Source organism: Tabrizicola sp., assembly GCF_016792905.1.
GTDB lineage: Bacteria > Pseudomonadota > Alphaproteobacteria > Rhodobacterales > Rhodobacteraceae > Tabrizicola.
The window spans coordinates 1-24,613 of sequence record NZ_JAEULP010000001.1 but is presented as its reverse complement, the minus strand read 5'-3'; the positions used below and the strand labels follow the sequence as shown (position 1 = coordinate 24,613).

Below are 24,613 nucleotides of genomic sequence, written 5' to 3'. Positions count from 1 at the left end.
ACCATGATGGATCATGACGAAACCTGCAAGCAGGACTATTGGAGATTTGGTCACGCCCGACTTATCCACGACTCGATGAGGCGCTCCCGACACCGGGGGCGGGGGAATGGAGGTCACAGATGAGCAAGCGGGATTACAGCCCCTTCGGGCCCGACGCCAAGCGCGCGGTCGAAAGCGGGCTGACGGCGGCGGAGTGGTATCATACCGAAGTGCCGCGCAAGGTGATGAAGGACCTGATGGCGCGCAGCGACCAGCCCGCCATCCGCGACACGATCATCCTTTACGGCAGCATGATCGTCCTTGTCGCGATCGGCATCGCGCTTTGGCCGTCCTGGTGGTCGGCCCCCTTCTGGCTGGCCTACGGCGTGCTCTACGGATCCGCCTCCGATTCGCGCTGGCATGAATGCAGCCATGGAACCGCCTTCAAGACGCCCTGGATGAACAACTGGGTCTACCAGATCGCCAGCTTCATGATCATGCGCAATTCCGCGACCTGGCGCTGGAGCCATGCGCGCCACCACTCCGAAACCTACCTCGTCGGCCGCGACCCCGAGATTGCCGTGATGCGGCCGCCAGAACTGGCCAAGCTGATCCTGAATTTCTTCGGCATCATCGACGTCATCAAGTTCGTCCCGCTGATCCTCCGCAACGCCATCTCTGGCCCGACGCCCGAGGAAAAGACCTTCGTGCCGGAAAGCGAATGGCCGAAGGTGCAGAAGGTCGCCATCATCTATGTCGCGATCTATGCCGCGACGATCCTGTCGGCGATGGCCTGGCATTCGATCCTGCCGCTGATGATCATCGGCCTGCCCCGCATGTATGGCGCCTGGCACCACATCATGACTGGCCTTCTCCAGCACGGCGGGCTGGCCGACAATGTCATCGACCACCGCCTGAACAGCCGCACCGTCTACATGAACCCGGTCAGCCGCTTCATCTACTGGAACATGAACTACCATGTCGAACACCACATGTTCCCGATGGTGCCCTACCACGCCCTGCCGCGCCTGCACGCGACCATCAAGGACGACCTGCCCCCGCCGAACCGCTCCATTGCCGAGGCCTTCCGCGAGATGTGGCCGGCGATCAAGCGCCAGGTCCTCAGCGAGGAGTATTTCCTCAAGCGCGACCTGCCGCCCACCGCCAAGCCCTACCGCGAGGATTTCCACCAGTATGTGCCGGGCATGATGCGCCCCGCCGCCGCAGAATGAAGGACAAGACATGCCCTGGATCGACGCCTGCGCCACCGACGACATCGACGAGGAAGACTTGATCCGCTGGGATCACGCCGGGAAGACCTTCGCGATCTACCACTCTCCCGAGGGAGATTTCTTCGCCACCGCCGGGCTTTGCACGCATGAGAACGTCCACCTCTGTGACGGCCTCGTGATGGGCAACCTGATCGAATGCCCCAAGCACAACGGCCAGTTCGACTATCGCACGGGCGAGGCGATGCGCGCTCCGGTCTGCATCAACCTTCGGACTTTCCCGGTGAAGGTCGAAGGCGACCGCGTCTTCGTCGAGGTCGCGTGATGGCACCGCCAACCGTCCGCGACCTGCTGGACCAGCGCGGCAAACACCAATTCGCCATGCTGCGGGTCGAGACTCTGGACGAAGCCGAAGCAGCGGCGAAAGCCGGGGTGGAACTGCTCTCGGTTCCGCCGTCCATGGTCATGGACCGTCGCTTCCGCGAGGTTGCCCCGGACGCTTTCATTTTCCCCGGCGACAACTTCTACGAAATCGGCGGGACCGACGATTTCCTGCGCTGGGCCTTCCCGCTCTACAAGCAGGGCGCGGATGCCTTCTATTGCTCGGGCTCGCTCGCGACGGTTCGGGCAATGGCCGACCATGCGCTCCCGGTCTGCGGCCATGTCGGCCTGATCCCCTCGAAACGCACCTGGACCGGGGGGTTCAAGGCGGTGGGCAAGACACTGGAAACCGCGCAACTGGTCTGGAACCAGTGCAAGGCATTGGAAGACGCAGGCGCCTTCGCGGTGGAAATCGAGGTCGTGCCGCACTCCATCACCCGGCTGATCGCCGAGCGCACCAACCTGTTCCTGATCTCGATGGGCGCCGGTGTCGCGGGCCATGCACAGTATCTCTTCACCGATGATGTGCTGGGCCAGAACCGGGGCAAGATTCCGCGCCATGCCAAGGTCTATGCCGATTTCGCCAGCGAGTACGACCGTCTCCAGGCGATGCGGATCGAGGCGTTGGGCCGCTTCGCCAGGGACGTGCACGAGGGCGACTACCCGGCGCCACAGCATCTGGTGGACTGCGAGCCCGAAGTCGTCTCGGCCTTCGCCGACTGGCTGGATCAGAACGCCTGATCCGCTGCGAAGGGCCGGGCCGGGCGCTCCCCCTGGTCCGGCCCTTTCCTTTAGACGGCGGCGAGAATTCCGTCGATCAGCCGCTGCGCTGACGGGGTCATCTGTGCGCCTGTCCGGGTCACCAGGCTGAAAGGTGCGACGGACAGGCCGAAGTCCACCGGCAGAGACACGAACGGAACCGAAGGGTTTCCCGCGAAACTGTCGACAACCGACGTCGCCAACGGCGCTATGGCATCGGTCTGGTTCAAGAGCGCAAGCGTGAACAGGAAGGACGAGGTCGAGATTCGCCGCTGGGGCAGGGGCAGCCCAAGTTCGGAAAGCCGGGCGATGACCGTCTGCGTCAGCAGGGTTTCGTCATCACCCATGACCCAGTCGTGACGGAGCAGGTCATCTATCGAAATCTCCGGCCGCACCAGCACGGGATGCCCCCGGCGTACGACCAGCGACAGGGGTTCGCCGGCAATGACCTGCGCCTCAAGCTGGGTTTCGCCGGGGCTGAGGCGGGCAAGGGCAAAGTCCAGCCGCCCATCGCGCAAGAGATCGCAAAGGTTGACAGACGTCGCCACCGTGACCTCGGCGCGAAAGTCGGGCAGGGCGCGCTGGATCGCAATCAGCACCGGCAGCACCAGGCTTAGTGCCGGACCGGTCACCGACCCGACCCGCACGACGCCTGCGCGCCCAGTGGCGGCCTCGGCCAGATCACGGGCGGCATCGGTCAGCTCGATCTCGATCCGGGCGGCCCGCCGCGCCAGCGCCTGCCCGACATGGGTCAACCGAAGCCCGCGGCCCTGCCGTTCGTGCAGCGACAGGCCGAGCAATTCCTCCATCTCGGCCAGCAGCCGCGAAGCCGCGGGCTGGGCAATGCCGATCCGAATGGCGGCAAGGCCAAGGGCGCCGGTGTGGTCAAGCTCGGCAAGCAGGCGTAGATGCACCGGCTTGAGACGGCGCAACTGGCCAGCGAGGGACGAGGCGACGATATTCATAACAATCTGGCCATGATTGAGCGCTCAAGCCCTATTTGACAGATATGGGTCTTCTGCGCAATCTGCGCCTCGTCCGTGTGCAGGGGGCGCAAAGGCGTGCCCAAAGCGGATGCAAACGAAGAATCATCGGGAGGAAACAGATGATCTTGACCCGCCGTGGCCTGATGGCCCTTGCCGGCACCACCGCCGCCCTGTCGGCTTTGCCCGTCTTTGCCCAGGACAAGGGCGCCGTCGGTATCGCGATGCCGACCAAATCCTCGTCGCGCTGGATTTCGGACGGCGAGTCGATGGTGAAGGCCTTCACCGATGCAGGTTACACCGCCGACCTTCAGTATGCCGAAGATGACATCCCGACCCAGCTGAGCCAGATCGAGAATATGATCACGAGCGGAGTCAAGGCGCTGGTGATCGCGGCCATCGACGGCACCACGCTGTCGAACGCGCTGGACAACGCCGCCGCTGCGGGCATCAAGGTCATCGCCTACGACCGCCTGATCCGCGATTCCGGTTCGGTCGACTATTACGCCACCTTCGACAACTTCAAGGTCGGCGTGCAGCAGGCCACCTCGCTGGTCGAGGGCCTCAAGGAACGCTTCCCCGACGTGAAGCCCTGGAACGTCGAACTGTTCGGCGGCTCGCCCGACGACAACAACGCCTTCTTCTTCTACAACGGCGCGATGTCGGTCCTGCAACCGATGATCGACTCCGGCGAAATTGCCATTCCGTCTGGCCAGATGGGCATGGATGTGGTCGGCACCCTGCGCTGGGACGGCGCGGTGGCGCAGGCCCGGATGGACAACCTCCTGTCCTCGAACTACGGCGACAAGCAGTTGCACGGCGCGCTGTCGCCCTATGACGGGCTGTCGATCGGCATCCTGTCGTCGGTCAAGGGCGTGGGCTACGGCTCGGGCGACCTGAAGATGCCGATCGTCACCGGCCAGGACTGCGAGGTCCCCTCGGTCAAGTCGATGATCGCTGGCGAGCAGTATTCCTCGATCTTCAAGGACACCCGCGAGCTGGCGAAAGTCACCGTCAAGATGGTCGACGCCGTGCTTTCGGGCGGCGAGCCGGAAATCAACGACACCTCGACCTACGACAACGGCGTGAAGGTGGTACCGTCCTACCTCTTGGAGCCGGTGCCGGTGAACGCCACGAACTACGAAGCGATCCTCGTCGGTTCGGGCTACTACACCGCCGACCAGCTGAAGTAAGCTTCATCCGAAGGGCCTGCCCGCGCGGCTCCCGCGCGGGCAGGTCCCCTTGGGGGAGGGGACATGACCACACTTCTGGAAATGCGGGAGATCACCAAGGTCTTCCCGGGCGTCAAGGCATTGGACCGGGTCAGTCTCACGGTCGAAGTCGGCGAAATCCACGCCATCTGCGGCGAGAACGGCGCCGGGAAATCCACGCTGATGAAGGTGCTATCGGGGGTCTATCCCCATGGCAGCTATGACGGCGACATCACCTATGACGGCGAACCCCTCGCCAACCGCGACATCCGTGACAGCGAGCACAAGGGCATCATCATCATCCACCAGGAACTCGCGCTGATCCCGCTGTTGTCGATCGCCGAGAACCTGTTCATGGGCAACGAGGTGGCGACGAACGGCGTCATCTCCTGGCCGATGGCCTTCAAGAAGACCGAGGCCCTGCTCCGTCAGGTCGGCCTGAACGAACCCCCCGGCGCCGTGGTCGGCAAGCTGGGCGTCGGCAAGCAGCAGCTGATCGAGATCGCCAAGGCCCTGTCGAAGAACGTCCGCCTTCTGATTCTCGACGAACCGACCGCCGCCTTGCAGGAAGCCGACGCCGACCGCCTGCTTGATCTGATGCTGGAACTGAAGGCGCAGGGTGTCACCCAGATCATCATCAGCCACAAGCTGAACGAAATCTCCCGCGTCGCCGACCGCATCACCGTGATCCGCGACGGCACCTCCGTCTCGACCCTGTCCAAGGACGAAATCTCGGAAGACCGCATCATCCGCGACATGGTCGGACGCGATATGGCGCACCGCTACCCAGAACGCACCCCGAACCCCGGAGACGTGCTGTTCGAGGTGGAAAACTGGTCCTGCTGGCACCCCGAACAGGCGGGCCGCAAGATGATCAAGGGCGTCTCGCTGAACGTCCGCAAGGGCGAGATCGTTGGCATCGCCGGTCTGATGGGCACCGGGCGGACCGAGCTTGCCATGTCGATCTTCGGCCACAGCTACGGCAAGGGCCACGAAGGCACGGTCCGGATGAACGGCAAGCCCGTCGACGTCACGACGGTCGGCAAGGCCATCGAGGCGGGCATCTCCTATGTCACCGAAGACCGCAAGGCGCTGGGCCTGATCCTGGAAGAGCCGATCCTTCGCAACATCAGTCTCGCGAACCTTGTCGGCATCGCGAAACGCTCGGTCCTCGACAAGCGGCGCGAGGCGCAGGTCGCCGAAGGCTACCGCAAGCAGCTTGGCATCCGCACGCCGGGGGTGCAGCAGAAGGTGGTGAACCTCTCGGGGGGCAACCAGCAGAAGGTCGTCCTGTCGAAGTGGCTCTTCACCGACCCCCAGCTTCTGATCCTTGACGAACCCACCCGCGGCATCGACGTCGGCGCGAAGTTCGAGATCTACACTATAATGAAGGATCTGGCCGAACAGGGCCGGGGCGTCCTGATGATCAGCTCCGAGATGCCCGAGCTTCTGGGCATGTGCGACCGCATCTATGTGATGAACGAAGGCCGGATCGTCGGGGAACTCGGCCGCGACGAAGCGGACCAGGAAAAGATCATGGCGCTGATCGTCAGGGACAACAACAAGGGCAAGGTGGCGTAAATGGCTGACAAGCAAAGCTCTCTCGGCGGCCACCTGCGGGAAAACGGCATGCTCCTGGCGCTGGTCGCCATCGTCGCGCTGTTCTCGATCCTCGTTTCGGCGCAGGGCAAGCCGATGTTCCTGCAGGCGCCGAACATCACCAACATCTTCCTGCAGAACGGCCATGTCATCATCCTGGCGCTGGGGATGCTGCTGATCATTGTCTCCGGCCACATCGACCTGTCGGTGGGCTCCGTCGCCGCCTTCACCGGAGCGGTCGCCGCCTACCTGACCGTCGACGCAGGCCTGCCCTTCTGGCTGGTGATTCCGTTGACCCTGATCGTCGGCGGGCTGATCGGGGCGGCGCAGGGCTACTGGGTCGCATTCTGGCGCATTCCGTCCTTCATCGTGACCCTGGCCGGGATGATGGTCTTCCGGGGTGCCACCCTGCTCCTTCTCGGCGGGCAGAACATCGGGCCGTTCCCCAAGGCCTTCCAGTCCATGTCCTCGGGCTTCATTCCCGACCTGACCGGACTGATGAAACCCCACGGCCTGACGCTGATCATCACCGCTTTGGTGATTGCCGCCGTGGTCTGGGTCGGCCTCCGCGCCCGCGCCCGTGATGCCGAATTCGGGATCACCCCCGAACCCACCGGCCTGTTCTGGGGCCGCACCGCGATCATCGCCGCCGCCATGGCCTTCGTCGGCTACCAGCTGGCCTCGTTCCGGGGCCTGCCGAACGTGTTGGTCGTGCTGGCCATCCTGATCGTCCTTTATGCCTTCTTCACCGAAAACACCGTCCAGGGCCGCCGCATCTATGCCGTCGGCGGCAACGAGAAAGCCGCCAAGCTTTCCGGCATCCGCACCGACCGGCTGGTGTTCTTCTGCTTCGTCAACATGGGCGTCCTTGCAGCACTTGCCGGCATGATGGTCACGGCCCGCCTCAACTCCGCCACGCCCAAGGCCGGCACGGGGTTCGAGCTTGACGCCATCGCCGCCGTCTTCATCGGCGGGGCTTCGATGACGGGCGGCTCGGGCAAGATCATCGGCGTCGTCATCGGCGCGCTGATCATGGGTGTGATGAACATGGGCATGTCGATCCTCGGCATCGGCATCGACTACCAGCAGATGATCAAGGGGTTGGTCCTTTTGGCCGCCGTGATCTTCGACGTCTACAACAAGAACAAGTGAGTTCCGCCATGCATCTGTCCACCGTCAGGGGCGCCGGAGTCGTCGTGCGCGACGGCGCCGAAGCAAGGACCCTGCGCAACACCGCCTCGGTCTACGACCTGGCAAATGCGGCCATCAAGGCGGGCCATTCCCTTGCCGCCGAAGTCGCCGCGCGCGGTCTGGGCGAGACGGTCGACCTGAACCGCGTCGCCTTCGACCTGCCGGTCAGTCACCCGGACCCGGCGCATCTCCACCTGACCGGCACCGGGTTGACTCACCTTGGCTCGGCCTCTGCCCGCGATGCGATGCACGCGAAACTGGAAGGTGCGGAGAGCCTGACCGACAGTATGAAGATGTTCCGCATGGGCCTCGAAGGCGGTCGCCCCGCTGCCGGTCAGGTCGGGGCGCAACCGGAATGGTTCTACAAGGGCAACGGCTACGCCGCCGTCGCCCCCGGCGCTGCGCTGGAAGCCCCCGGTTTCGCCCAGGATGGCGGCGAGGAACCCGAAATCGCAGGGATCTACCTGATCGGCCCGGACGGCACCCCGCACAGGATCGGCTGGGCCCTGGGCAACGAATTCTCCGACCATGTGACGGAACGGGTGAACTATCTCTGGCTCGCCCATTCCAAGCTGCGTGTCGCCTCCTACGGCCCCGAAATTCTGGTCGGCGACCTGCCAGCGGATCTGCGCGGCTCCAGCCGTATCCTGCGGGACGGCAAGACCCTTTGGGAAAAGCCCTTCCTGTCGGGTGAGGCGAACATGTCCCACAGCTTCACCAACCTCGAGCACCATCACTTCAAATACCCGATCTTCCGCCAGCCGGGCGACCTGCATGTCCACTACTTCGGCACGGCCACCCTGTCCTTTGCCGACGGGGTCAGGACCGAAGCCGGGGACACCTTCGAAATCGAAGTCGCCGATTTCGGCCAGCCTCTCCGCAATACCCTGACCTTCGCGCCGAAAACCCACGGCGCCACCAGGGTCCACCCGCTGTAAGGAGTCCGCGTCATGACCTTCAAACCCGCCAAGTGGCCCCGGAAACTGCGCTCGCAGGAATGGTTCGCGGGCACCTCGAAGGACGCGATCTATCACCGCTCCTGGATGAAGAATCAGGGTCTCCCCGCCGACCTGTTCGACGGCCGCCCGGTGATCGGCATCCTGAATACGTTCAGCGAACTCAACCCCTGCAACGCCCACCTGAACGACCTTGCCGAACGGGTGAAGCATGGCGTGTATGAGGCAGGAGGCTTCCCCGTCATCGTCCCCGTCTTCAGCGTCAGCGAATCCGGCTTCCGCCCCACCGCGATGATGTTCCGCAACCTCGCCGCCATGGCGGTCGAGGAAACCATCCGCGGACAGCAGATGGATGGAGTCGTCTGCCTCGTCGGCTGCGACAAGACGACGCCCTCGCTCCTGATGGGCGCGGCCAGCGTTGACCTGCCGACCATCATGGTCTCCGGCGGCCCGATGCTGAACGGCTATTACCGGGGCGAACGGGTCGGCTCGGGCACCCATCTCTGGAAATTCTCCGAGGCGGTGAAGGCGGGCGAAATGACTGCCGAGGAATTCGTCGAGGCCGAAGCCTCGATGTCGCGTTCCCCCGGCTCCTGCAACACCATGGGCACCGCTTCCACGATGGCCTCCATGGTCGAAGCGCTGGGCATGACCCTCTCCGGCAATGCCGCGATCCCGGCTGTCGACAGCCGCCGCCGCGTCATGGCGCAACTGACCGGGCGGCGCATCGTCCAGATGGTGAAGGACGACCTGAAACCCTCCGACATTCTCACCCGCCAGGCCTTCCAGAACGCGATCCGCACCAATGCCGCCATCGGTGGCTCGACCAACGCCGTCATCCACCTCCTCGCCATCGCGGGGCGGATCGGCGTGCCGCTGACGCTGAACGACTGGGACGACTGGGGCCGCAACGTGCCGACCGTGGTCAATCTGATGCCCTCGGGCAAATACCTGATGGAGGAATTCTTCTACGCCGGAGGCCTTCCCGCCGTGATCAAACGCCTCGGCGAAGCCGGCCTCCTGAACAAGGACGCGCTGACCGTGTCCGGTGGCGGCGTCTGGGATGAGGTCAAGGATGCCCGCATCGACAATGACGACGTGATCCTTCCCGCCGACAAGGCCCTCACCCAGTCCGGCGGCATCGTTGTGGTCAAGGGCAACCTCGCCCCCGATGGCGCGGTCCTGAAACCCTCCGCCGCGACGCCAGCCCTGATGCAGCACCGGGGCCGCGCTGTCGTGTTCGAGGATATCGACGACTACAAGGCCCGGATCGAGGACGAGACTCTGGATATCGACGAAACCTGCGTGATGGTGATGAAGAACTGCGGCCCGCGCGGCTATCCCGGCATGGCAGAGGTTGGAAACATGGGCCTGCCGCCGAAAGTCCTGCGCAAGGGTATCACCGACATGGTCCGCATTTCCGATGCCCGCATGTCCGGTACCGCCTATGGCACCGTGGTTCTCCACACTTCGCCCGAAGCTGCGCGCGGCGGTCCGCTGGCGGTGGTGCGGTCGGGCGATTTCATCGAGCTTGACGTCGCCAACCGCCGCCTGCACCTCGACATCACGGACGCGGAACTGAAAGCCCGCCTCGCCGCCTGGAAACCCGCCGTCGAGCCCCCGACCGGAGGCTACGCCAAGCTCTACCACGACCACGTCCAGGGTGCCGACAAGGGCGCCGACATGGACTTCCTCGTCGGCTGCCGGGGCAACGCGGTGGCCCGGGAGAGCCATTGATAAGTTGCGCAGCGTTCGTCACGGCGACCAACGCTACGCCCAGACGCCCCCTCTCCCCTCGGGGGAGAGGGATGGGGTGAGGGGGAGCCACACCGACCCCGCTTCCGACGCAGCAAGAAATGAGACGATCCCATGACCCGCACCAAGATCGCCCTCGTCGGCATCGGCAAGATCGCCCTCGACCAGCACGTCCCGGCGATCCATGCCTCCCCCGATTGGGAACTGGCGGCGACCGTCAGCCGCAACGGCCAAGTCCCGGGCGTGCAAGCCTTCACCGACTTCGCCGCCTTCCTTGCCGAACGCCCCGACGTGCCGGTCGTCTCGCTCTGCATGCCCCCCGTCCCCCGCTTCGCCTATGCCGAAGCCGCGCTCCTCGCCGGGCGCCACCTCATGCTGGAAAAGCCGCCCGGCGCGACGCTCGCCGAGGTCCATGCCCTTGAGGCCCAGGCCAAAGCCAAAGGCGTCACCCTATACGCCACCTGGCACAGCCGGATGGCCCATGCGGTCGCGCCCGCGAAGGCGTGGCTCAAGGACAAGAGCATCCGCAAAGCCCACATCACCTGGCGCGAGGACGTGCGCAAATGGCACCCCGGCCAGGACTGGGTCTTCCAACCCGGCGGGATGGGCGTCTTCGACCCCGGCATCAACGCCCTTTCCATCCTGACCGAAATCCTGCCCCAGCCCGTCCACATGACCACCGCCCGGCTCGACTTCCCAAAGAACCGCCAGACCCCCATTGCCGCGCAACTGACCTTCTCCGGCAACGTCACCGCCGATTTCGACTGGCGCCAGGAAGGTCCGCAGACCTGGGACATCGAGATCGAAACTGAGAAGAGCCACCTCGCCCTCCGCATGGGCGGCAACATGCTGGAGATCGACGGCAAGCCGGTGGCGGGTGAAAGCAGCATCATGGGCGAATACCCCGCCCTCTACGCCCGGATGGCCGACCTCGTGCGCCGCAAGGCTTCGGACGTCGACCTCTCCCCCATGGTCCATGTCGCCGATGCCCTGACCCTTGGCGAACGGCTCACCACCGACGCTTTCGACTTCTGAAAGGACCGACCATGCTGACCGGAAACCACCTGATCGCGGGCGACTGGATCGCAAACGACCAGACCTTCGCCTCTTCCCCCGCGCATGGTCCGTCGCACCAGTTCTCCATCGGCACCCCCGCCCATGTCGCCGCCGCCTGCGAAGCCGCCGAAACCGCCTTTCCAGCCTACATCGCCAGGTCCCGCGCCGAACGCGCCGCCTTCCTGAACCGCATCGCCGACGAGATCGAGGCGCGGGGCGCCGAAATCACCGAGATCGGCACCCAGGAAACCGGCCTCCCCGCAGCCCGCCTCGAAGGCGAACGCGGCCGCACCACCATGCAGCTCCGCCTCTTCGCGAACCACATCCTGAAAGACGACTGGCTCGACCGCCGCCATGACGCGGCGCTGCCCGACCGCCAGCCCGCCCCGCGCCCCGACCTCAAACTTGTCCAAAGACCCATCGGCCCCGTCGCCGTCTTCGGCGCCTCGAACTTCCCGCTCGCCTTCTCCACCGCCGGGGGCGACACCGCCTCGGCCCTCGCCGCCGGTTGCCCGGTCGTGGTGAAGGGCCACTCCGCTCACCCCGGCACCGGAGAGATCGTGGCGCAAGCCATCGACGCCGCCATCCGTGCCACCGGCATGCCCCCAGGCACCTTCTCCCTCATCCAAGGCGGCAAGCGTGACGTCGGCGAAGCCCTCGTCCAGCACCCGCTGATCAAGGCCGTCGGCTTCACCGGGTCGCTCGCCGGGGGCCGCGCGCTCTTCAATCTCTGCGCCGCACGGTCCGAGCCGATCCCCTTCTTCGGCGAGCTTGGCTCGGTCAACCCCATGTTCCTCCTCCCCGCCGCCCTCGCCGCGCGCGGAGAAGCCATCGCGAAAGGCTGGGCCGGGTCGCTCACCCAGGGCGCGGGCCAGTTCTGCACCAACCCCGGCATAGCCGTGGTGATCGACGGCAAGGCCGCCGACAGCTTCGTCGAGGCCGCCAAGACCGCCCTCGGCGCGGTTGGCCCCCAGACCATGCTCACCGACGGCATCGCCGAAGCCTACCGCTCGGGGCGCGACCGGATCGCGGCGGGCAACGGCGTGCGGTCCGTCCTCGCCACTACCTGCGACCTTCGCAATGCCACTCCCTACCTTTACGAAGTCTCCGGCAGCGACTGGCTCTCCGACCACGCCCTCGCCGAGGAAGTCTTCGGCCCCCTCGGTCTCATCGTCCGCGTCCGCCACGCGACCGAAATGCAGGACATCGCCCGCAGCCTGCAAGGCCAGCTCACCTGCACCCTCCACCTCGACGGTGCCGACACCGACCTGGCCCGTGCCCTGATGCCCGTCATCGAACGCAAGGCGGGCCGCGTCCTTGCCAACGGGTTCCCCACCGGGGTCGAAGTCGTGGACGCACAGGTCCACGGCGGCCCCTATCCCGCTTCGACCAACTTCGGCGCAACCTCGGTCGGCACGATGTCGATCCGCCGCTGGCTCCGTCCCGTGGCCTACCAGAACATGCCCGACGCCCTTCTGCCGCCGGACTGGGCCTGAGCAGATGGCCATGATCACCGGGGTCGGGCAGATCGACGGGCTCGCGGTTCATCAGGCCACCCTCACCGGCCCGAATGGTCTCCGCGTGGTCCTCCTGACCTGGGGCGCACGTTTGGCCCAGCTCTGGGTACCTGACGTCACCGGCTCGCTTGCCGACATCGTCCTCGGTCACGACACCCTTTCCGACTGGCAGGCCCACGGCACCTATGTCGGGGCCACCTGCGGACGCTATGCCAACCGCATCGCCGGAGGTCGCTTCCCGCTTGATGACAGGGCCATTCAACTCGACCGGAACGAAGGCCGGAACACGCTGCATGGCGGGAGCCACGGATTCGACCAGAAGCACTGGACCATCGACAGCCACTCCGACGCCCATGTCACCTTCGCCACCACCTCACCCGATGGCGAGATGGGCTTCCCCGGCACCCTTCAGGCCCGGACAACCTACCGGATCGACGGCGCCGCCCTGACGATCGAGATGGAAGCCACCACCGACGCCCCAACCATCGTCAACCTTGTCAACCACGCCTACTTCAATCTCGCCGGACAGGGCGCAGGTGACATCATGGACCACCAGCTTCAGATCGAAGCCCGCCACTACCTTCCCGTCGATGCGCAGCTGATCCCGACGGGCGAGGTTCTTTCGGTCGCAAACACCGCCTTCGATTTTCGCCAGTCCCGCCCCATCGGTGCCGCGATTCCCGGTCCAGGCGGGTTCGATCACAACTTTTGTCTTTCCGGCCCTGCCGGTGCGGATGGCCTCCGCCCCTGCCTCATCGCCAGCGACCCCGCCTCGGACCGCCGGATGCGTCTGTCCACCACCGAGCCCGGCGTCCAACTCTACACCGGCGCGCATTTCGCCAACGGGCCCGGCAAGGTCGGCGCCCGCTATTCCCGCTTCGCCGGCTTCGCGGTGGAAACCCAGCGCTTCCCCGACGCACCGAACAACCCGCAATTCCCCTCGGCGCGGCTGAACCCCGGGCAGACCTATCGCCACTTGATGCGCTTCGACTTCAGCCCCGCACCATAGCCACCGTCTTTGTCACCCACCCCAGGTGTCCGATAGCGTGAATCCCGTAGGGAACGGATCGCTCGGGTCCAGTCCGATCTGGCTGACCCCATAGATCCACGACTGGCCCGACACCCGGTTCCGTGTCGCCCTGTAGCGGCCGACCGTGGTCTCCTCGACGAACTCGGTCACAAACTCGCCACCGATGATCGACCGTGACACGACGACATCCCCCGGTCTTGCCAAACCCCGGGCATATCGCGAGGCCATGCTGGAATTCGATCCCGTCCCGCAGGGCGACCGATCCGCGCGACCCGGGCGCATGGTGGTGCATGTGCGCAGGGTGCCATCCGCTTCGTTGCTGCGAAACATGACGTAGGCCAGCCCGTTCAGGGCGGGCACCACCGGATGCAACGCAGGTTCCACTGCGGCAATCCTGCTGCGCAGGTCCACCCCGATCGTCGCCAGCTCCCGAGCGTTCTCGGGCGCGATGGCCAGCCCGATCTGATCCACATCGACCAGTGCGTAGAACACCCCGCCGAAGCAAAGGTCATATCGTACCGGCCCCCATTCCGCCGTCTCGATCACCGCGTCCTGCTGCACGACGAAGGCCGGCGGCATGTCCAGCGTCACCTTCACCACCTTGCCGTCCCGGCAAGTCGCCGTCGCTACCACCAGTCCCGCCGCCGTGTCGAACGTCACCATACTGGTGGGTTCAACCATCCGGATCATCCCGGTTTCCAAGAGCGCCGTCGTCGCGCACATCGCGTTCGAGCCCGACATCGCATGGGCCTGATCCGGTTGCAGGACGATGAAGCCCACGTCGGCACGGGGGTCGCAGGCCGGGACCAGAAGGCAGAACGACCCCACCGGGCCCGACCGGGGCTCCGAACACAGCCAGCGGCGCAGGCTGTCGTCGACCGTATTCAGGTGATGCAGCTTCTCGGCCATCGTCACGCCCGGAACGTTCAGGACGCCCCCGGTGATCACGCGCCCAATCTCGCCCGCGCAATGGACATCCACCGTCTGTATCGTCCGGCTCCAGCGCATCGCTTCCCCCTCAGAACCTGTTCACCCGATAGGGATGCAGATCGACCGAAGGCTTCGCCCCGGTGATCAGCTCTCCCATCAACCTTGCCGTCGTCGCGGCATAGGTCAGGCCAAGATGCCCGTGCCCGGTGGCGTAGAACAGCCCCTTCATCTTCGCGCTGGCCGAGAGTATCGGCACCGTGTCTGGCAGGGCAGGGCGGTGGCCCATCCATTCGGTAAACGCCTCGCAGCGCAGGTTGGGCAGGGCCTCCTTCGCCCGCTTCACCGTCACCTTTGCGCGGCGATAGTCCGGAGCGGCATCCAGCCCCGCCATTTCCACCGTGCCGCCGACCCGGATGCCGCCCGCCGTCGGCGTCACCATGAACGCCTTCGCGGGCCAGATGATCGAATGCTTCATCGAGATCCCCGGCGCCATGATCTGCGTGTGATAGCCCCGCTCCGTCTCCAGCGGGATCGGTTCGCCCAACGCCTTCGCAAGCCTGGCCGAGAACGCCCCGGCGCAGATCACCACTTCATCGGCGGGCAGGCGACGCCCGTCCTTCAGCACCACCTCCCGCATCGCGTCGGATCTGGTGAAACCCACCACCTCCTCGCGCTCGATTCGGCCTCCAAGCCCCGCAAACCGTTCGGCCAAAGCCAGAACCAGCCTGTAGGGGTCCCTCATCGACCGATTCTGCGGGAAGAGCACCGCCATGCCGATCCGGTCAGACAGCTCCGGCTCCAGCGCATTGATCGCCTGCCGCCCGATCACCTCATGCGGGAAACCGAAGCGTTCGAGAATTTCGATGTGCTCACGGTCGGCCCTGAACTCGGCCTCGTCCGCATACAGCGACAGACAGCCTTCCGCGCTGATCTGGTCCTCCAGCCCCGTCTCGCGCAGGAGCGCCATTGTATCGTCCAGTGCCCGCGAACAGAGGGCCGCCCCTTGCGCCTCCAGCTCCCTCAGCCTGGACGGGCGCGAGGCCGCGATAAAGCGCAGGAACCACGGCGCCAGCTTCGGCATGTAGGACGGTCGCACCCGCACCGGCCCCTCCGGGTCCAGCATCCAGCCCGGAATCTGCCGCCAGACCGAAGGCCGCGAGGCGGGCATGAACTCCGTCACCGCGATACTGGCCATGTTGCCGAAGGAGGCCCCCATGCCCGGCGTATCGCGGTCGACCAGCACCACCTGACGGCCGCGCTTCTGAAGATCATGCGCGATGGCGGTGCCGATGATGCCCGCGCCTACGACTACAGTGGTCATTTCCAGTTCAGGATCGGCCGCATAGCCGCCGCGAACTCGGCCTTCTCGGCATCGGTCAGCGGGCCGAAGGGCATCCGGCATTCGCCCACCGGGTTGCCCTGCAACTCACAGCCATATTTCAGCTTCTGCACGAACTTGCCCGATTCCAGCACGTTCATCGCGGGCCAGACCGCCTGCATGATCTGCTTCGCCCGGGCATGGTCGCCCGCCCGGAAGGCCGCGTCCATCTCGCAGACCGGCTTCGCCATGCAGTTGGCCGGGCCGCAGATCCACGAATCCGCCCCCCAGTGCATGAAGTCCCAGGCGATGTCGTCGGACCCCGACACCAGCTGGATGCGCCCCTTGTAGCGCGTCGAAATCCCGATGGCGCGCTGCAAGACGCCCGAAGACTCCTTGATCCCGATGATCCGGGGATTGTCGGCCAGCGCGTCCAGCGCCTCATACTCGATCTCCACCCCGTCCTTGCCGGGGTAGGAGTAGAGGACGACATTCATGTCAGTCGCCTCGATCACCGCGTTGAAATGGCGGATGATCTCGGCCTGCGTCGGCTTGGTGTAGAACGGTACCGCCAGAAGGACGGCGTGATAGCCCATGTCCTTGGCCCGCCGCGTGTTCGCGATCACCCCGGCAGTGGAGGGGGCGTTGGTCCCGGCGATCAGTGTCTCTCCCGGCTTGGCGAAGTCCTTCACGAAGCGCAGCACCTGGTCGCGCTCATCGTCGCTCATCAGGTTGTATTCCCCCGAGGACCCGCAGGGCACCCAGCCCGAAACCCCGGCCGCACGCAGGGCAACAAGGTGCTTCTCGAAGGCCTTGAAGTCGATCTGGCCCTTGGCGTCGAAGGGCGTGACAAGCGCAGGCATGACGCCGGAGAGTTTCAGCATGAGGCGATTCCTTTCCTGAAAGGCAGCGCCGCGGCCCGCCCGATTTCGTATCCATCATGACGACATGGTGACGACATGTCAAATCGAGAGTGTACCGTGTCGACTTGATCGCCTCGCTTCGCTATGCTGCCGGGATACAGCGAGGGGGCCGCAATGCGCGACGAGACCGAACCGAAACGGGTCAAGGGCTCGGGCGTGAAGTTCGCCTACGAGACGCTGCGCGACGAAATCCTGTCCCTCGACCTCGAACCCGGTGCGGTGCTGGACGAAACCTCGTTGGCCGAACGCTTCGGCATGTCCCGGTCGCCGGTGCGCGAGGCGCTGATCCGGCTGGCCGGGGACGATCTGGTCGTCACGCTTTCGAACCGTTCAACCGTCGTCGCGCCGATCGACCTGCAGAGCTTCCCGAAATACGTCGAGGCGTTGGACGTCGCCCAGCGGATGAACACCCGGCTTGCGGCGGAGCTGCGCACCGAGCTCGACCTCAAGACCATCGCGCGGCGCCAGAAGGAATTCGTCGCGACCGTGAACAAGGGCGAGCATCTGGCAATGTCGGAAGGGAACAAGAACTTCCACATGGCCATCGCCCATGCCGGGCGGAACCCTTACCTGTCAGCCTTCTACGAACGCCTGCTGAACCAGGGCCGCCGCATGCTGCACCTCCACTTCGCCTATCTGGAGCAGGGCGATGGCGAGGTGCTGCTGACCGACGAGCATGACGAGATGCTGGCCGCGATCCGCGACCGCGACGTGGCCCGCGCGGATGCGCTGGCGCATGCCCATACCCGGCAGTTCCGCGACAACTTCATCAATTACATGAAGCAGAACTACCTGAAGGACGCGCCCATCGTCTCGCTTGGACCGGCGGCCTAACCGCCCTTCAGGCGCTGCAACAGGAAGACCTCGCTTCCGGGGGCCACCGGCGCGGCGCGGTTGTTGGCGATGACCTCGCCATCCACCGCCACCGACAGCCCGGCCTTGATCGCCGGTCCCAGCCCCGGATGCGCCCTCTCAAGCGCATCCAGCAACTGTCCCACGGTTGCAGCCTCCACCTCCACCACCTCCTGCCCCTCGGCGAACCGCCGCAGGCTGGCCCAGAGATGGACCTTCGCCATCAGCCTTTCGCCTTGATCGCCGCCAGCACCTTGGGCGGCGAACACGGCAGGCTGCGGATGCGCACACCCGTCGCCCCCGCGATGGCCGAAGCAACCGCAGGCAGCGGCGGGGTGATCCCCGTCTCGCCCACGCCGCGCACGCCATAGGGGTGGCCGGGGTTCGGCACCTCGACGATCACCGTGTCGATCATCGGCAGGTCACTGGCCACCGGGATGCGATAATCCAGGAAAATCGGGTTCTGCAACCGCCCGTCCGTCCCGTAGACATATTCCTCGTTCAGCGCCCAGCCGATGCCCTGCGCCGCCCCGCCCTGATACTGGCCCTCGACATAGGCCGGGTGGATCGCCGTGCCCGCATCCTGCACCACCAGATAGCGCAACACCGTGGTCCGCCCGGTTTCCGGGTCGACCTCCACGTCGACGACATGGGTGCCGAAGCTGGCGCCGACACCTTCGGCTGTCACCTCATGGTGGCCCGAGATCGGCCCGCCCGAGCCGCCCATCTTAGAACCGATCTCGCCGATGGTCATGGGCGGGAACTTCCCCGCGTTCGGGCCAGCGGGATGCGCCGCCCCGTCCTTCCATTCGACGGCCTCGGCGTCGATCTCCCATTCCGCCGCCGCGCGCTTGCACATCTCCTTGATCGCGGCCCGCGCGGCCTCCACCGCCGCCTTGCCGCTGGCAAAGGTCGCCCGGCTGCCGTGGGTCGGCTCGTTGACCCCCAGCGCCCCAGTCTCCACCACGTTCACCCGGACATCCTCATAGGGAATGCCCAGCGTCTCGGCCACCATCAGCCCGATGGAGGCGCGGCTCCCGCCGATGTCCGGCGTCCCGATCATCACCGTCGCCGTCCCGTCCTCGCCCACCGCCAGCGATACCGAAGTCTCGCCGCCATGGTTGAACCAGAAGCCCGAGGCGACACCCCGGCCCTGGTTCTTGCCCAGGGGGATGGCGTAGTTCGGATGCGCCTTCGCGGCCTCCAGCGTCTCGGCCAGACCAATCACGTTGTAGACCGGGCCGTAGCTCGACTTCGACCCGTTCCTGGCCCCGTTCTTCAGCCGCACCGCGATCGGGTCCAGCTTCAACTCGCGGCACATCTCGTCGACCAGGCTTTCCACCGCAAACGCCGCCATGGGCGAACCCGGCGCACGATAGGCCGCCGCTTTGGGGCGGTTGGCGATCACCTCCACCGCCTCGTGCTTCAGCGCCGGGATATCATAGCAGGCAAAGGCGCAAGGCAGAGCCTCGCCGATGGGCGACATGCCGGGGAAGGCCCCGCCCTGCATCCGGAAGAACACCTGTCCGGCCGTGATCGTGCCGTCTTTCTTCATGCCGATCTTCACGTCCATCGAGGCACTGGCCGTCGGCCCCGTCGCCCGCAAGACTTCCGACCGGCTCATCACCAGCTTCACCGGACGCCCGCCCGCCTTCTTCGACAGCGCCAGCGGCAAGGGCTCCATGAAGATCGTGGTCTTGCCGCCAAAGCCGCCGCCAATCTCGGAGGGCGTCACCCGCAGGTTCGCCGCCTCGATCCCCAGCACAGAAGCGCACATCCGCCGGATATACCAGTGCCCTTGCGTGCAGACCCACATCTCGCCGCGCCCGTCCTCGCCCATCTGGGCGACGCAGGCATGCGGTTCGATGTAACCCTGATGGGTCGCCTCGGTCTTGTAAGTCTGCTCCCGCACGATGTCGGCAGCGGCAAAACCCGCCTCGACGTCGCCATGCCCGAACTCCATGTGCCGCGCGACGTTGCCGTTCATGCCTTCCGGCACCGAATAGTCCGCCACACCCTCGCGGATGACCGGGGCACCGGGCGCCATCGCCGCATCGACATCGGTCACATGCGGCAGGACCTCATAGGTGACCTCGATCAGCCGCGCCGCGTCCTGCGCCAGAAGCTGCGAGGTCGCCGCCACCGCTGCCACGGCGTGCCCGTCATACAGCGCCTTCTCCCCCGCCAGCGTGTTGTCCTGCAGGTTCAGGTCCTCGCCCGTCAGCCCGGTCGGCAGGTCGGCCCGCGTGACCACCGCCTTGACCCCGTCCAGCGCCAAGGCCTTCGAGGCGTCGATCTTCACGATCCGCGCATGGGCATGGGGCGAGCGCACCACGGCGGCGTGCAGCATCCCCGGCAGCGCGAAATCCGCGCCATAGCGCGCCCGGCCCGTCACCTTGTCCAGCCCGTCGGGGCGGTTCGGCCGGGTGCCGATCAGCTTGTATCCGGTCTTCACATCATCCCGTGCCATCACGCAGCCCCCCGCATTTCCGCCGCCGCGTCCTGAACGGCGCGGATGATCTTGTCATAGCCCGTGCAGCGGCACAGGTTCCCGGCCAGCCAATAGCGGATTTCCGTATCCGTTGGATTCGCGTTCCGCTCCAAGAGCGCCTTCGCCGCCACCAGAATACCAGGAGTACAGAACCCGCACTGCAAGGCCGCATGTTCGATGAACTTGCGCTGCAACGGGTGCAGCTCCTCGCCCGCCATTCCCTCGATGGTTTCCACCCGCTTGCCGTTGGCTTCCGCCGCCAGCATCAGGCAGGAGCAGACCAGCGTCCCGTCGACCGTGACCGAACAGGCCCCGCAGTCGCCCGTGCCGCAGCCTTCCTTCGTCCCCGTCAGGTCCAGATGGTTGCGCAGCGCGTCAAGCAGCGTCTCGCGCGGGTCCGCCAGAAACTCGACCGGGTCGCCGTTGACGGTGGTGGTGACGTGAATCTTGCTCATGCTTTCAATCCTTTCGCCCGGTCATAGGCGATCTGCGCCGCCCGGCGGGCCAGAACCCCCGCCACCTCGATCCGGAACTCCTTCGTGCCGCGCTTGTCGGAGATCGGCTTTGCCGCCGCCTCTGCCGCCTTGGCCAGTGCCGCCAAAGCAGCCTCGCCCAGCGTGGTGCCGATGATCGCCTTCGCCGCCGCTTCGGACAGGATCACCGTCGGCGCCACCGCTCCCAGTGCCACCCGCGCCTCGACGATCCTGTCGCCGTCCAGCCGCAGGTTCACCGCGCAGCCGACGACGGCAATGTCCATCTCGGTCCGGGGAATGAAGCGCAGATAGGCGTCGCCGCCGTTCTTGCCCCTTGGCGGCAGCGTGATGGCCGAGATCACCTCGCCCTTCGCAAGGCTGGTCCGCCCTGGCCCGGTCGGCACCTGTTCCACCGGAAGGTCGCGGTCGCCCTTCGGCCCCGTCACCGTGACCACTGCGCCCGCCGCAACCATCCCCGGCACCGAATCCGCCGCCGGTGAGCCGTTGCACAGGTTGCCCGCCAGTGTTGCCCGGCCCTGCACCTGCGTCGAGCCCACGAGGTTCATCCCCTCGACCACGCCGGGCCAGTCGCGCAGCAGTCCCTCATGCGCGCCCAGCACGATCCCCGGAACCGCCACGCCGATTCGCCAACCGCCCTCGGGCGTCGGGGTGATCCGGTCAACGCCGGGGATGTGCTTCAGATCGATCAGGTCGTCCGGCTGCACCATGCCCGCGCGCATCTGCACCAGGACATCCGTGCCCCCGGCCAGGAACCGCAGGGTTCCGGTGGAAGCCTCGGCTATCGTCGCTGCGTCGGAAAAACTCCTCGGGGTGTGGTATCGCATCAGCGCCTCCCTGACCTGTCTGCTGGCGATCTGCCGTCGCCGCTCGTTCCTGACTTTGCTGCACCCGGCGCGAAGCCGCAATGGGCAGTCTGCGTCCGGCCTTCGCCCCGGGCGGTCCGGCGCCCTTCGGCGCCAGCCCCGAATTTATTTGCATTTGCATTTAAATTGACGTACCGATTCCCGCAAAGAAGCATGTCACCACCGGGGAGGGATTGCGATGGCAGCGGAAAATGTTCTGGCGCAACTGGGCGCGATGATCGCCTCGGGCGGGATTCAGGTGGTGGACTGCACCGGCGTACTTGGCCCGGACACGCCGCTTCTGAAGCTTCCCCCCGATTTCGCCAAGGACACCCCGCCGATCAAGATCCACCGGATCAGCGAATACGACAAGGACGGGCCGTTCTGGGCCTGGAACTGGCTGGAGCTGGGCGAACACTCCGGAACCCATTTCGACGCGCCGCACCACTGGATCACCGGCAAGGACTATGCCGACGGCTACACCGACACCCTGCCGGTCCAGCGCCTTGTCGCCCCGGTCAACGTGCTGGACTTCAGCAAGGAATGCAGCGCCGACCCGGACTTCCTCCTGACCATCGACCATGTGAAGGCCTGGGAGGCCAAGCATGGCCCCATCGGCAAGGGCGAATGGGTGGTCCTGCGGTCGGACTGGGACAGCCGATCGCATGACGAAAACCTGTTCCTCAACGCCAACGAGACCGGCCCGCACACGCCCGGCCCGACCGCCGAGGTCATCCAGTACCTGATCGACAAGGGCATCGTCGGCTGGGGCAGCCAGTGCATCGGCACCGACGCCGGTCAGGCGGGCGGCATGAACCCGCCCTTCCCGGCGCACAACCTGCTGCACAAGAACAACTGCTACGGCCTCGCCTCGCTGGCCAACCTGTCGAAACTGCCGCCGAAGGGGGCGATCCTGATCGCCGCGCCCTTGAAGATCCAGCACGGCACCGGCTCGCCCATTCGTGCGCTGGCGCTCGTCCCCCGGACCTGAGCCATGGACGGCGCGGCCCCCCGGGGATTGGGCGAGATTGGCCTGACCAATTTCGCCCCCTACCTGATGAACCGGATCATGGGCCGCTACAACGCGGGCTTTCGCGAGGAACTGGCCGGGCTTGGCCTGACCACGCCCAAGGCCCGCGCCCTTGCCGTGCTGTCGGTCGTCGAGGCACCCCTCGTCGGGGAACTTGCCGTCTACACCGTCACCGAGCAATCCACCCTGTCCCGCGCGCTTGACCAGTTGCAGGCCGAGGCCCTGATCCGCCGCGAGGCCGATGCCAGTGACAGCCGCGCGGTCCGGATCGTCATCACCGACGCCGGACGTGCCGTCTTCGCCGACCTCTGGCCGCACATGCATGACGCGCAGGAGCGGATGTTCCGCGGCATTCCGGCCGCCGAGCGGCAGGCCTTCACCGCCACGCTCCAGAAGATGCTGGTCAACATCCGCAAGCACGAGATCTGACATGGCCGAACGCAGCTTCAAGGCGCAGGTGCAGGACCTCAAGCTGGGCGCGGGGGAAACCTTCACCGGCGAAGGCATCCTTGCCATCACCAAGGCGCTCCTCGAATCCGGCGTGGGCTATGTCGGCGGCTACCAGGGCGCGCCGATCAGCCACCTGATGGACGTTCTCGCCGACGCCGAGGAGCTGCTGGCTGACCTTGGTGTCCGCTACGAAGCCAATGCCAACGAAGCCGCCGCCGCCGCCATGCTGGCCGCCTCGGTCCACTACCCGATCCGCGGCGCCGTCACCTTCAAGGGCCCGGTCGGCGTCAACGTCGCCTCCGACGCGCTCGCCAACCTCTCCTCCTCCGGCGTGACCGGCGGGGCGCTGGTCATCGTGGGCGAGGATTACGGCGAAGGCTCCTCGATCATGCAGGAACGCACCCACCCCTTCGCCATGAAGGCGCAGATGTGGCTTCTGGACCCGCGCCCGAACCTGCCCTCCATCGTCAAGGCGGTGTCGGACGGCTTCGACCTCAGCGAGGCCTCGAACACCCCGGTCATGCTGATGGTCCGCATCCGGTCCTGCCATGTCACCGGCAGCTTCACCGCGCGGGACAACCAACGCCCCAAGCTGACCGTGAAGGACGCCCTCTCGAACCCCCGCAGCGACTTCAACCGCGTCGTCCTGCCGCCAATGTCCTATGCGCATGAACAGGACAAGGTAAAGAACCGCTGGCCCGCCGCCGAAGCCTTCATCCGTGACAAAGGCATGAACGAGATCTTCGGCCCGAAGGACGCCCCCTTCGGCATCGTGGTGCAGGGCGGCATGTACAACGGGTTGATCCGCGCCCTGCAACGCCTCGGCCTCGCCGACATCTACGGCGCGACGGAGGTGCCGATCTATGTCCTGAATGTCACCTACCCGCTGATTTCCAGCGAGTTTCTCGACTTTTGCCAGGGCAAGGACAACATCCTCGTCGTCGAGGAAGGCCAGCCGGAATTCATCGAAACCCAGCTCGGCAGCTTCCTCTACCGCGCCGGGTCCGGGGTGAAACTCCACGGCAAGGGCCTGTTCCCGATGGCCGGGGAATACACCGGCGCGGTGATGCTGGACGCCGTCGAGGGCTTTCTGCGTCAGGCCGCCCCCTACATGCTTTCCGCCCAAGTCCGCGCGCCGAACGTCGACCGCCCGGCGATCCCGGACCTGACGAAAACCGTCCCGATCCGTCCCCCCGGCTTCTGCACCGGCTGCCCGGAGCGCCCGATCTTCGCCGCGATGAAGCTGGTGGAAAAGGAACTCGGCAAGCACCAGATCGCCGCCGACATCGGCTGCCACCTCTTCGCCAGCCTTCCCCCGTTCGAGATCGGCGGCGCCACCATGGGCTACGGCCTCGGCCCCGCCGCGAACGGGGCCTTCGACGGCGGCGGCGAAAAGCGCCCCATCGCGATCATCGGCGATGGCGGGTTCTGGCACAACGGCCTCTCCTCCAGCTTCACCAACATGGCCTTCAACAAGTCCGACGGCGTGGCGATCATCGTCGACAACTACTACTCCGCCGCGACCGGGGGGCAGGACGTCATGTCCTCCCGTGCCGACAACGCGTCAAAGGCCACGAAGAACCCCATCGCCAAGGCCCTGCGCGGGATCGGCATCACCCATGTCCGCCAGATCGACC

General features: G+C 65.9%; 23 protein-coding genes. 15 read left to right on the top strand and 8 right to left on the bottom strand.

Annotated features, from left to right (window positions below; all coding sequences use genetic code 11):
- The first annotated feature begins 119 nt into the window (after positions 1-119).
- Genes JNL31_RS00115 through JNL31_RS00105 form a run of 3 tightly spaced genes read left to right on the top strand, consistent with a single transcriptional unit; the run spans position 120 to position 2,330 of the window.
- The gene (locus JNL31_RS00115) at positions 120-1,211 is read left to right on the top strand and encodes a fatty acid desaturase family protein (RefSeq protein ID WP_294968200.1); all 1,092 of its coding nucleotides are present in this window, start codon (positions 120-122) and stop codon (positions 1,209-1,211) included.
- Between the two features lie 10 nt (positions 1,212-1,221).
- A complete protein-coding gene (locus tag JNL31_RS00110; protein WP_294968198.1) occupies positions 1,222-1,533 on the top strand; it encodes a MocE family 2Fe-2S type ferredoxin in 312 nt (103 codons plus the stop codon).
- Complete coding sequence (locus JNL31_RS00105; protein ID WP_294968195.1) at positions 1,533-2,330, top strand: 3-methyl-2-oxobutanoate hydroxymethyltransferase; 798 nt, start codon at positions 1,533-1,535, stop codon at positions 2,328-2,330. The genes JNL31_RS00110 and JNL31_RS00105 overlap by 1 nt, the downstream gene beginning before the upstream one ends.
- 50 nt (positions 2,331-2,380) lie before the next feature.
- Here JNL31_RS00105 and JNL31_RS00100 read toward each other — a convergent pair whose 3' ends face one another.
- A complete protein-coding gene (locus JNL31_RS00100) occupies positions 2,381-3,313 on the bottom strand; it encodes a LysR substrate-binding domain-containing protein (protein WP_294968192.1) in 933 nt (310 codons plus the stop codon).
- Between the two features lie 140 nt (positions 3,314-3,453).
- Between JNL31_RS00100 and chvE the strand changes: the two genes are divergently transcribed.
- From chvE to JNL31_RS00060, 8 genes are all read left to right on the top strand, one after another.
- Positions 3,454-4,524 (top strand): multiple monosaccharide ABC transporter substrate-binding protein, encoded by a 1,071-nt coding sequence (chvE, locus tag JNL31_RS00095; RefSeq protein ID WP_294968190.1) that lies wholly within the window; start codon positions 3,454-3,456, stop codon positions 4,522-4,524.
- Positions 4,525-4,587: 63 nt separating this feature from the next.
- Positions 4,588-6,123 (top strand): multiple monosaccharide ABC transporter ATP-binding protein, encoded by a 1,536-nt coding sequence (gene mmsA / locus JNL31_RS00090; protein WP_294968187.1) that lies wholly within the window; start codon positions 4,588-4,590, stop codon positions 6,121-6,123.
- The gene (mmsB, locus tag JNL31_RS00085; RefSeq protein WP_294968183.1) at positions 6,124-7,293 is read left to right on the top strand and encodes a multiple monosaccharide ABC transporter permease; all 1,170 of its coding nucleotides are present in this window, start codon (positions 6,124-6,126) and stop codon (positions 7,291-7,293) included.
- Positions 7,294-7,301: 8 nt separating this feature from the next.
- Complete coding sequence (araD1, locus tag JNL31_RS00080) at positions 7,302-8,270, top strand: AraD1 family protein (RefSeq protein WP_294968181.1); 969 nt, start codon at positions 7,302-7,304, stop codon at positions 8,268-8,270.
- 12 nt (positions 8,271-8,282) lie between these two features.
- Entirely contained in the window at positions 8,283-10,025 is a 1,743-nt protein-coding gene (gene araD / locus JNL31_RS00075) for an L-arabinonate dehydratase (protein WP_294968178.1), read from the top strand.
- A gap of 132 nt (positions 10,026-10,157) precedes the next feature.
- Positions 10,158-11,078 (top strand): Gfo/Idh/MocA family oxidoreductase, encoded by a 921-nt coding sequence (locus tag JNL31_RS00070; RefSeq protein WP_294968175.1) that lies wholly within the window; start codon positions 10,158-10,160, stop codon positions 11,076-11,078.
- An 11-nt stretch (positions 11,079-11,089) separates the two neighbouring features.
- A complete protein-coding gene (locus JNL31_RS00065; RefSeq protein WP_294968172.1) occupies positions 11,090-12,595 on the top strand; it encodes an aldehyde dehydrogenase (NADP(+)) in 1,506 nt (501 codons plus the stop codon).
- Positions 12,596-12,599: 4 nt separating this feature from the next.
- Entirely contained in the window at positions 12,600-13,625 is a 1,026-nt protein-coding gene (locus JNL31_RS00060) for an aldose epimerase family protein (protein ID WP_294968169.1), read from the top strand.
- A 12-nt stretch (positions 13,626-13,637) separates the two neighbouring features.
- Here the strand turns inward: JNL31_RS00060 and JNL31_RS00055 are convergent, their stop codons facing one another.
- Genes JNL31_RS00055 through JNL31_RS00045 form a run of 3 tightly spaced genes read right to left on the bottom strand, consistent with a single transcriptional unit; the run spans position 13,638 to position 16,778 of the window.
- Positions 13,638-14,654 carry a proline racemase family protein gene (locus JNL31_RS00055; protein WP_294968166.1) on the bottom strand — a complete coding sequence of 339 codons (1,017 nt, stop codon included), beginning with the start codon at positions 14,652-14,654 and terminating at the stop codon, positions 13,638-13,640.
- Positions 14,655-14,664: 10 nt separating this feature from the next.
- Positions 14,665-15,897, bottom strand: coding sequence for an FAD-dependent oxidoreductase (locus JNL31_RS00050; protein WP_294968163.1), 1,233 nt, complete (start codon positions 15,895-15,897; stop codon positions 14,665-14,667).
- Entirely contained in the window at positions 15,894-16,778 is an 885-nt protein-coding gene (locus tag JNL31_RS00045; RefSeq protein WP_294968160.1) for a dihydrodipicolinate synthase family protein, read from the bottom strand. Before JNL31_RS00045 ends, JNL31_RS00050 begins: the two co-directional genes overlap by 4 nt.
- 153 nt (positions 16,779-16,931) lie before the next feature.
- Here JNL31_RS00045 and JNL31_RS00040 point away from each other — a divergent pair, with 153 nt between their 5' ends.
- A complete protein-coding gene (locus JNL31_RS00040) occupies positions 16,932-17,651 on the top strand; it encodes a GntR family transcriptional regulator (RefSeq protein WP_294968157.1) in 720 nt (239 codons plus the stop codon).
- Here JNL31_RS00040 and JNL31_RS00035 read toward each other — a convergent pair.
- The 4 genes from JNL31_RS00035 to JNL31_RS00020 are packed head-to-tail and all read right to left on the bottom strand — an operon-like array spanning position 17,648 to position 21,478.
- Positions 17,648-17,893 (bottom strand): MoaD/ThiS family protein, encoded by a 246-nt coding sequence (locus tag JNL31_RS00035; RefSeq protein ID WP_294968154.1) that lies wholly within the window; start codon positions 17,891-17,893, stop codon positions 17,648-17,650. The two genes, JNL31_RS00040 and JNL31_RS00035, sit on opposite strands and share 4 nt — an antisense overlap.
- Positions 17,893-20,139 carry a xanthine dehydrogenase family protein molybdopterin-binding subunit gene (locus JNL31_RS00030; RefSeq protein WP_294968152.1) on the bottom strand — a complete coding sequence of 749 codons (2,247 nt, stop codon included), beginning with the start codon at positions 20,137-20,139 and terminating at the stop codon, positions 17,893-17,895. The genes JNL31_RS00035 and JNL31_RS00030 overlap by 1 nt, the downstream gene beginning before the upstream one ends.
- Entirely contained in the window at positions 20,139-20,615 is a 477-nt protein-coding gene (locus tag JNL31_RS00025) for a (2Fe-2S)-binding protein (RefSeq protein ID WP_294968149.1), read from the bottom strand. Before JNL31_RS00025 ends, JNL31_RS00030 begins: the two co-directional genes overlap by 1 nt.
- Positions 20,612-21,478, bottom strand: coding sequence for a xanthine dehydrogenase family protein subunit M (locus tag JNL31_RS00020; RefSeq protein ID WP_294968147.1), 867 nt, complete (start codon positions 21,476-21,478; stop codon positions 20,612-20,614). Before JNL31_RS00020 ends, JNL31_RS00025 begins: the two co-directional genes overlap by 4 nt.
- A 217-nt stretch (positions 21,479-21,695) precedes the next feature.
- Between JNL31_RS00020 and JNL31_RS00015 the strand changes: the two genes are divergently transcribed.
- The 3 genes from JNL31_RS00015 to JNL31_RS00005 all read left to right on the top strand — a co-directional run.
- On the top strand, positions 21,696-22,487 hold the full coding sequence (locus JNL31_RS00015; protein WP_294968144.1) for a cyclase family protein: 792 nt from the start codon (positions 21,696-21,698) through the stop codon (positions 22,485-22,487).
- A 3-nt stretch (positions 22,488-22,490) separates the two neighbouring features.
- Positions 22,491-22,955, top strand: coding sequence for a MarR family transcriptional regulator (locus JNL31_RS00010; protein ID WP_294968142.1), 465 nt, complete (start codon positions 22,491-22,493; stop codon positions 22,953-22,955).
- A gap of 1 nt (position 22,956) precedes the next feature.
- Positions 22,957-24,613, top strand: a 1,657-nt coding sequence (locus tag JNL31_RS00005; protein ID WP_294968139.1) for an indolepyruvate ferredoxin oxidoreductase subunit alpha, incomplete at its 3' end; no start/stop codon positions are given.